This is a genomic window from Leisingera sp. SA215 (assembly GCF_055902035.1).
On sequence record NZ_JBVVXU010000045.1, the window covers coordinates 1 to 288 of the forward strand.

The window sequence follows — 288 nt, forward strand, 5'->3', positions numbered from 1 at the left end:
ACGCAACCTGGTAGAACTCTTGCAGCACCGTCTTGTGGAACCGCTCGCAGATCCCGTTCGTCTGGGGCGATTTCACCTTGGTTTTGGTATGGTCGATGTCGTTGATCGCCAGGAAGAGCTGGTAATCATGCTTGTCGGCCCGACCGCAATATTCCGTGCCCCGGTCGGTCATGATCCGCAGCACCGGCAGGCCGTGCTCTTCGTGGAACGGCAGAACCCGGTCGTTGAGCAGATCAGCCGCCGTGATGGGCGTTTTGGTGGTGTAGAGCTTGGCATGCGCCACCTTGC

Annotated in this window: 1 pseudogene; it reads right to left on the reverse strand. The window is 59.4% G+C overall.

The window, feature by feature from the left end:
• A pseudogene (locus AC0KW6_RS21600) lies at positions 1 to 288 on the reverse strand (IS481 family transposase); the annotation flags it as partial.